Annotated in this window: 7 protein-coding genes; 6 read left to right on the forward strand and 1 reads right to left on the reverse strand. The window is 74.0% G+C overall.

The window, feature by feature from the left end:
* Window positions 1–103: 103 nt before the first annotated feature.
* Window positions 104–886, reverse strand: coding sequence for a S1 family peptidase (locus tag ACFUJR_RS27605; protein ID WP_383169168.1), 783 nt, complete (start codon window positions 884–886; stop codon window positions 104–106).
* A 156-nt stretch (window positions 887–1,042) separates the two neighbouring features.
* Between ACFUJR_RS27605 and ACFUJR_RS27610 the strand changes: the two genes are divergently transcribed.
* From ACFUJR_RS27610 to ACFUJR_RS27635, 6 genes are all read left to right on the forward strand, one after another.
* Window positions 1,043–1,918: a hypothetical protein gene (locus ACFUJR_RS27610; protein WP_383169169.1), complete on the forward strand. Its 876-nt coding sequence runs from the start codon at window positions 1,043–1,045 to the stop codon at window positions 1,916–1,918.
* Between the two features lie 70 nt (window positions 1,919–1,988).
* The gene (locus ACFUJR_RS27615; protein WP_383450829.1) at window positions 1,989–3,644 is read left to right on the forward strand and encodes an ankyrin repeat domain-containing protein; all 1,656 of its coding nucleotides are present in this window, start codon (window positions 1,989–1,991) and stop codon (window positions 3,642–3,644) included.
* Between the two features lie 195 nt (window positions 3,645–3,839).
* The gene (locus ACFUJR_RS27620; RefSeq protein ID WP_383169172.1) at window positions 3,840–4,991 is read left to right on the forward strand and encodes an ABC transporter substrate-binding protein; all 1,152 of its coding nucleotides are present in this window, start codon (window positions 3,840–3,842) and stop codon (window positions 4,989–4,991) included.
* Between the two features lie 7 nt (window positions 4,992–4,998).
* Entirely contained in the window at window positions 4,999–6,000 is a 1,002-nt protein-coding gene (locus ACFUJR_RS27625) for an ABC transporter permease (protein ID WP_383169174.1), read from the forward strand.
* Window positions 5,988–6,842 carry an ABC transporter permease gene (locus ACFUJR_RS27630; protein ID WP_383169176.1) on the forward strand — a complete coding sequence of 285 codons (855 nt, stop codon included), beginning with the start codon at window positions 5,988–5,990 and terminating at the stop codon, window positions 6,840–6,842. The genes ACFUJR_RS27625 and ACFUJR_RS27630 overlap by 13 nt, the downstream gene beginning before the upstream one ends.
* Entirely contained in the window at window positions 6,839–7,915 is a 1,077-nt protein-coding gene (locus tag ACFUJR_RS27635; protein WP_383169178.1) for an ABC transporter ATP-binding protein, read from the forward strand. Before ACFUJR_RS27630 ends, ACFUJR_RS27635 begins: the two co-directional genes overlap by 4 nt.
* Window positions 7,916–7,947: the final 32 nt, after the last annotated feature.

Here is a 7,947-nt window from a genome sequence, read left to right on the forward strand (position 1 = left end):
GGGGGGAGGGGGGGGAGGGGGGGGGTGGGGGGGGGGGGGGGGGGGGGAGGGGGGCGGCGCCCCCGCCCCCGTACACGCTCGGGGTCGTGCGGGAAGGTCGCCGCTAGAGGGTCGCCGCGGCGGACTTGATCTGGGCGGCGAAGGTCGAGACCTCGGTGTACACGCCGGGGTAACCGGCCCGTGCGCAGCCGTAGCCCCAGCTCACGATGCCGACCTGGATCCAGGCACCGGTGTTGTCGCGGCGGAACATCGGGCCGCCGGAGTCACCCTGGCAGGTGTCGACGCCGCCCTGGTTGTAGCCGGCGCAGATCTCCTCGCCGGGGACGAGCTCGCTCCCGTAGGCGCTCCGGCAGTCGGCGTCCGAGACGAACGGGACGGTGGCCTTGCGCAGGTACCGCTGCTGCGCGCCGCCCTCGCGGGTGGCGCCCCAGCCGGCGACGGTGAACGTGCCGCTGTTGTACGCGGTGGTGTCGGCGATCTTGAGCGTGGGCACCGAGGTGATCGGCGAGGCCAGCTTGATCAGGGCCCAGTCCTTGCCCTGGCCGTTGTAGCCGGGGGCCTGGAGGACCTTGGTCGACCGGACCTTGATGGCGCTGCTGGACCGGAGGTCCACGACTCCGGCGGTGGCGGTGATGCTGGTGTTGTTGCCGGAGCCGTTCACACAGTGGGCGGCGGTGAGGACGATCTGCGACGTCAGCATCGAGCCGCCACAGCCCATGGAGAGCCGGACCATCCAGGGGAACTCGCCCTGGGCGGCGCGGGTCCCGCCGACGACCGGGGCGGGCGCGGCGAAGGCGTTGGAGGGCTGGAGGCTGACGGCCGCGAGGATGACGGCGCCGGCGGCGGCGATTCTCTGGAGGGCGCGGACGAACCTGTTCTTCTTCAAGTGTCTGCCTTTCATGGGGGGTTGGCCTTGATGGCATGTGCCCGTCAAGGCTTGGTCGGGATTATGGGCAGCGCCCGGTGAGGGCGACAAGGGCGCGATTTCGGCCAGCGCCGCACTCCCGCGGGGCCTCGTACAGTGGAGGGAAGGGGGTGTGGCGTGCCGAACGGAAACGAGGTCGTCCATGGGTTCCCGCACCTCGCCACGGTCCGGGCCTCGATCACCGCGCTGTACCGGCGACTGTCGGCGGACGGGGTGCGGCGGTACGGGGCGAGCGTGTCCGCTGAGGCCGTGGCCTTCACCGACGGGGAGGACCTTCACCTCGGCGCCCAGCGCGTCGCCGGGGCCCTCGTGCACCATCTGAGGCTGCCCGAGGCGCGGATGATCGTGAGCTTCCGGGAGATGGAGCATGCGGCGAGCGTCGAACTGGCCGCGGGTCCCGAGTACTTCGTGGAGCTGAACGACCGCTTCCGGGGCCACCGCAGGGACATCGGGGCGGCGCTGGCCCATGAGATCACGCACGTGCTGCTCCACCGCCTCGACCTGGGCTTTTCCGGCACCAGGGACAACGAGATCCTCACCGATGTGGTGACCGCCTATCTGGGGGCAGGCTGGCTGCTGCTCGACGCCTTCCGGGAGGACGGGATGTCCAGCCAGAAGCTCGGGTATCTGACGCCGGAGGAGTTCGGGTACGTGCTGGCCAAGCGGGCAGAGGCGTTCGGGGAGGACCCCTCGCCGTGGTTCACCAGCCCCCGCGCGTACGAGGCGTGGACCCGCGGGCGGGAGGAGGCGGCGCGGGACGCCCGGCGGCCCCCACTGGCCGCGGCGGGGTGGGCGGCGCGGCACCGGTACGCGAAGGACCGCCGCTACGGCCGGGCGGCGCAGGACGCTCCGTACGCCTTCGAGGGGAGCGGGGCCTCGGCCCGGGTCTCCTTCCCGTGCCCGGTGTGCCGGCAGCGGCTGCGGGTGCCGACGGGCCGGCGGGTGCGCGCCCGGTGCGGGGTGTGCGATGCGGTCCTGGAGTGCGACACGTAGCCCCGACGGGCGATTCGGGAGGGCTGTTACTCATTTGCGCCATCCGCGCCCGGCGGGTGAAGGTCGGTGGATGAGCACGCTGTTCGAGGCAATGCACGAGGGGGACGACGCCGTGGTGCGCGTCCTGCGGAGCGGGGTCTCCCCCGAGACCGACGACGAAGGGGAGACGGCGCTCTACCGGGCGGCCGTCGCGAACGAACCGGGGATCGTGCGGCTCCTGCTGGCGGCCGGGGCGGATCCAGGGCGGGGCAGCGGCGAGGAGGCGGGGGACCTTCCCCTGTGCGGTGCGGCCTGCGGCGGGCACGCGGACGTGGTGCGGGCACTGCTGGCGGGCGGTGCGCGGGCGGATCAGGCCGAGGCGTACGGCTTCACGGCCCTGGACTGGGCGGTGCGGCTCGGGCACGCGGAGACGGTACGGGTCCTGCTCGAACACGGCGCGGCGCCGAGCCGGCCCGGACCGGACGGACTCCCGCCGCTGGTGGCGGCGGCGCGGCGCGGTTCGACCGCGAGCGTGCGGGCGCTCCTCGAGTACGGTGCGGGGCCGGCGGAGGACGCCCTGCGGGAGGCGCGGCGCTGGATCGGCGTGGACGTCGCCGAGGAGTTGCGGCGCGGGCTGCTCGACACGGGCCGGCCCGAGGGGACCGAGGAGACCGTGGTGCGGCACGTGCGCGAGGACGGCGGGGTGACCGTCGTCGTCGACGTGCTGCGGGCGGACGGCGCGCCGAGCCGGGGCAACGAGCAGCAGACGGGCCACGCCGCGATCGCGACGCTCCTGGAGCGGGCGCTGGGTGTACGGGTGTCGCCGGAGGAGCTCGCCACCCGGGCCCTGAACTGCGCGGACCCGGACCTGGACGACTGGACGGAGGCGGTCCGCGCGCTGGCCGACCGGGACGACGAGGAGACCTTCAAGGTGGCGGCCGCCTGGTGCGCGAGCGGGGGCACGCTGCGGCGGGCGCTGGGCGCCCGCGTCCTGGGCGGCCTCGACCGATTCACGTCGCGGTCCGTCCCGGTGCTGCGCCGCCTCGCGGCGGAGACGGCGGCGGAGACGGCGGCGGCCTGGGCGGGGACGGGTGCGGGTGACGAGACGGCGGCGGCGAGGGCGGAGACCGCGACGGAGACCGCGGCCGCCTGGGCGGGGACGGGTGCCGAGACGGGGGCGGCGAAGGTGGGGGCGTGGCCGGCCGCGGTGGCCGGTTCGGGGCCGGGCGGCGCCCCCGGCACCACGCCGGGCGCCGCCCGGGAGCCCGCGCTCTCCGCCGTCGTCGCACTCGGGCGGTGCGGGGCGGCGGAGGCGCTGCCGGAGTTGCTGTCGCTCGCCACGCACCCCGACGTCGAGGTGCGGCGGGCCCTCGGCTGCGCGCTCACGGGCCCGGTGCCCGCCGGGCACCCCGAGGCGGTGGCGACGCTGATCGCGCTGAGCCGGGACCACGACCACGGCGTACGGGACTGGGCGACGCTCGCGCTCGCGGAGGTTCCCGAGGACACCCCGGCCCTGCGGGAGGCGCTCGTCACACGGCTCGCCGACGACGACGAGGACGCCGTGGCCGAGGCCGCCAGAGGCCTGGCGATGCGTCAGGATCCGCGTGCCGTCGAGGTCTTGGCGCGCATCCTGGCCGACGGCGACCCGGAGGGGACGGCCCGCGACACCGCGCTGGCCGCCGTCGAGTACATCGCGGACCCCCGGGTCAGGACCCGCCTGGAGTGGACGACTCCGCGCTGCCGCTGACGGCGGGGCGGTCAACCCCGTGTCCCGGGCCGCCTCGGGCCCCTGGTCGAGCGCCCCGTTCCGCCGGGGAATCGCAGGGCGGGCTTCTCCTCGCGTTCACCGAGGGGTCATCGCGACCCCCCGTAATGCAGGAGTTGTACGGACAACAGTTGTTCATACATCTTGGCCCCGCTCCCCTTCCCTCATGGAGTACGCGTGACCTCCCCTGCCCGCGCCGCCGTCCTGCTCGGCGCCCTCGGCCTGACCGCCCTGTCCCTCACCGCCTGCGGCGCCGCCCCGACGAAGGCCGAGGCGGCCGCCGACGGGAAGAACCTCGCCACCGCCACCTCCGCCACCGAGGCCGGCGGGATGGACGCCCTGGTCGCCGCCGCGAAGAAGGAGGGCACGCTCAACGCGATCGCTCTCCCGCGCGACTGGGCGAACTACGGCGCGATCATCGACGGGTTCACCGCCAAGTACGGCATCAAGGTGAACGTCGAGAACCCCGACGCCTCCAGCCAGGACGAGATCAACGCGGTCAAGTCCCGCAAGGGCCAGGACCGCGCCCCCGACGTCCTCGACCTCGGTGCCTCCTTCGCCCAGGCCGCCGGCGAGCAGGGCCTCACCGCCCCGTACAAGGTCACCGCCTTCGACAAGATTCCCGAGACCCAGCGCGACCCCCAGGGCCGCTGGTTCAACGACTACGGCGGCTACGTCTCCATCGGCTGCGACGCCAAGCGGGTCACGGTCTGCCCGCAGACCTTCGCCGACCTGCTCAAGCCCGAGTACAAGGGCAAGGTCGCCCTCAACGGCAACCCCACGAAGTCCGGTTCGGCCTTCGGCGGCGTCTACGCGGCGGCGCTGGCGAACGGCGGCTCGTTCGACGACATCCAGCCGGGCATCGACTTCTTCGGCAAGCTGAAGAAGAACGGGAACTACAACCCCGTCGAGTCGACCCCCGCCACCGTCGAGAAGGGCGAGACGCCCATCTCCATCGACTGGGACTACCTGAACGCCGGCTACGCCGAGCAGTTCGCGTCCAAGGGCGTCGACTGGAAGGTCGCCGTACCCACGGACGGCGTCTACGCCCAGTTCTACTCGCAGGCGATCAACAAGGACGCCCCGCACCCGGCGGCCGCCCGCCTGTGGCAGGAGTACCTGTACAGCCCCGAGGGCCAGAACCTGTGGCTCAAGGGCTACGCCCGGCCCGTCCTGATGACGGCCATGGAGGCCGACGGCACGATCGACAAGACGGCCGCCGCGGCGCTGCCGAAGGTCGCGGGCACCCCGAAGTTCCCCACCGAGCAGCAGACCGCCAAGGCCAAGGAGACCCTGTCGCAGGGCTGGGCCGCGGCCGTCTCCGGGTGACGCCTCGATGACTGCGCACCCCTCCACCGCCCCGTCCGGGGCCACCCACGCGCTCTCCGCGCGAGTGGCCCCGGCGGGGCCGGGGGCCACCGGTTCCCCCCTGACCGGCGACTCCCCCGCGATCGCCGCCCCGCCCGTGGCCCATCCCGCTCCGGACGCCCCCGTGCGCCGGGCGCGGCGCCGCGTGCGGCCGGCGGCCTGGCTCGCCGCGCTGCCGCTCTTCCTGGTCGTCGCGCTCGCCTTCGGCCTGCCCGCGCTCGCCATGGCCGACGGCGCCTTCACCGTCGCCGACGGCGGGTACGGCCTCGACAACGTGACCCGGTCCGTGGACGGCGCGTACCGCACCGCCCTGATCGGCAGCGTCGAGCTCTCCGCGCTCACGGCCGCCGCGGGCACGGTCTTCGGGCTGTTCCTCGCGCAGGCCGTGGTCTCCTCGCGCGGCCGGGCGCTCCGCGAGGCCGTCCTCACCGCGTCCGGTGTGCTCGCCAACTTCGGCGGTGTCCCGCTCGCCTTCGCGTTCGTCGCCACCCTCGGCAACGCGGGCGTGCTCACCACCCACCTCGGGCTCGCCGACCACGGCTGGTCGCTGTACGGGTTCTGGGGCCTCGCCCTGACCTATCTGTACTTCCTGGTGCCGCTGATGGTGCTGACCGTGGCGCCCGCGCTCGACGGACTGCGCGTCCAGTGGCGCGAGGCGGCCCACGACAACGGGGCTACGGCCTGGCAGTACTGGCGCCATGTCGGCATCCCGGTGCTCCTGCCGTCCCTGCTCGGCGGGTTCGTGCTGCTCTTCGGCAGCGCGTTCGCCGCGTACGCGACGGCGGCGGCGATGGTCGGCAGCTCCGTGCCGCTGGTCACCCTGCAGATCGCGGACGCGCTCTCCGGCAACGTCCTGGTCGGCCAGGAGAACGTGGCGCTCGCGCTGAGCCTCGACATGGTCGTGGTCGCGGCGCTCGTGATGGCCGTCCACCTGCCCCTCCAGCGAAGGAGCACCCGATGGCTCGCCTAGGACGTCCTTTCGTCCTCCTGCTCGCGGGGGTCTACTTCCTGGTACCGCTGCTCGCGTCCGCCGTCTTCACCGTGGACATCCCCGGGCAGGGGCTCACCCTCTCCTCGTACACGCGCATCTTCACGGCACCCGGCTTCACCGGCAGCCTGCTGCTCTCGCTGGCGCTCGCGGCGGCGACCGTCGCGCTCGTCCTGCTGATCACCATCCCCGCGGCGGTCGCCGCCCGGCTCTCCGCCCCCAGGCTGCGGCCGGTCCTGGAGGTCGTGTGCACGCTGCCGCTGGTGGTGCCGCCGGTGGCGCTGACGGCCGGGCTCGGGACCGTCCTGCGCTGGGGTCCGGAGAAACTCTCCACGACGCCGCTCTACCAGACGTTCGTGGCCGTGCAGAACCCGGACTTCCCCTTGGTCCTGGTCCTCGCGTACGCCGTGATGGCGCTGCCCTTCGTCTACCGCGCGCTCGACGCGGGCCTGCGCTCCGTCGATGTCCGCACGCTGGTGGAGGCCGCTCGGGACTGCGGCGCGTCCTGGCCGCGGGCGCTGGTCTCGGCCGTGCTTCCCAACCTGCGCGGTGCGCTCCTGAACGCCTCGTTCCTGACGCTGGCGCTGGTGCTCGGCGAGTTCACGGTCGCCTCGCTCCTCGGCTACCAGCCCTTCGCGGTGTGGATCGTGCAGGCATCCGGCTCCGACGCCCGGCTCTCGGTGGCCGTGTCGCTGCTGAGCCTGCTGCTGACCTGGGTGCTGCTGCTCGCGCTGACCACCGTGGGCAACCGGCGCCGCCGTTCACCGCGCCCCTCCCGTACGTCCGAAGCCACCGCGGCTTCCCGAGGAAAGACCTCCCGATGACCGTGACCGACACCCCCACCCGGACCGGAGCGGCTCTCCGGCTGCGCGGCCTGCGCCGGTCCTTCGGCTCCGCCGTCGCGCTGGACGGCCTCGACCTCGACGTCGCGCCCGGCGAACTCCTCGCCCTGCTGGGCCCGTCCGGCTGCGGCAAGACGACCGCGCTGCGCGTGCTCGCCGGATTCGAGCGGCCCGACGAGGGCCAGGTGCTGCTCGACGGCGAGGACATCGTGCCGGTGCCCGCCAACCGCCGTGACACGGCGATGGTGTTCCAGTCGTACAGCCTCTTCCCGCACCTCACGGCCGCCGGCAACGTGGCCTTCGGGCTGCGGATGCGCAAGGTGCGGGCCGCCGAGCGGCGCGCCCGTGCCGCCGAGCTGCTGGACCTGGTGGGCCTCGTCGGCCACGGCGACCGCTTCCCCCACCAGCTCTCCGGCGGCCAGCAGCAGCGGGTCGCGCTGGCCCGCGCGCTGGCGCTGCGCCCACGGCTGCTGCTGCTCGACGAACCGCTGTCGGCGCTCGACGCCCGGGTGCGGTTGACGCTGCGGGAGGAGATCCGCAGGCTCCAGCTGGAGCTGGGTATCACCACCGTGTTCGTCACGCACGACCAGGAGGAGGCGCTGTCGATGGCGGACCGGGTCGCCGTGATGAACGGCGGCCGGCTCGAACAGTGCGCCACGCCGACGGAGTTGTACGAGCGTCCCGCCACGGACTTCGTCGCGGAGTTCATCGGCACCATGAACCGCGTTCCCGGCCGGTCCGTCGGCGACGGCCTCGTCGAGGTGCTCGGCACCCGGCTGCCGGTCGAGGGACCGGACGGCACGGGGGACGTCCGGGTGCTGCTGCGGCCCGAGGCCATGGAGGTGACGGCGGGCGGCCCCGCCCGTGTCACCGGGACCTCGTTCCACGGCCCGACGACCCGGCTGCGGATCACCCTCGCCGACGGTACGGATGTCAAGGCGGACGTCCCCACGCACGCGGCGGCCGGGCTGACCCCGGGCACGGACGTCTCCGTCCGCCCTCGGCAGCGGCCCGTGCTGCTCGCCTCCTCCGCACCGACGGGTGGTGCGGCGTGACGCGGCTGCAGGCGGTCCTCTTCGATATGGAC

The organism is Streptomyces sp. NPDC057271, from assembly GCF_042668715.1.
Taxonomy (GTDB): Bacteria; Actinomycetota; Actinomycetes; order Streptomycetales; family Streptomycetaceae; genus Streptomyces.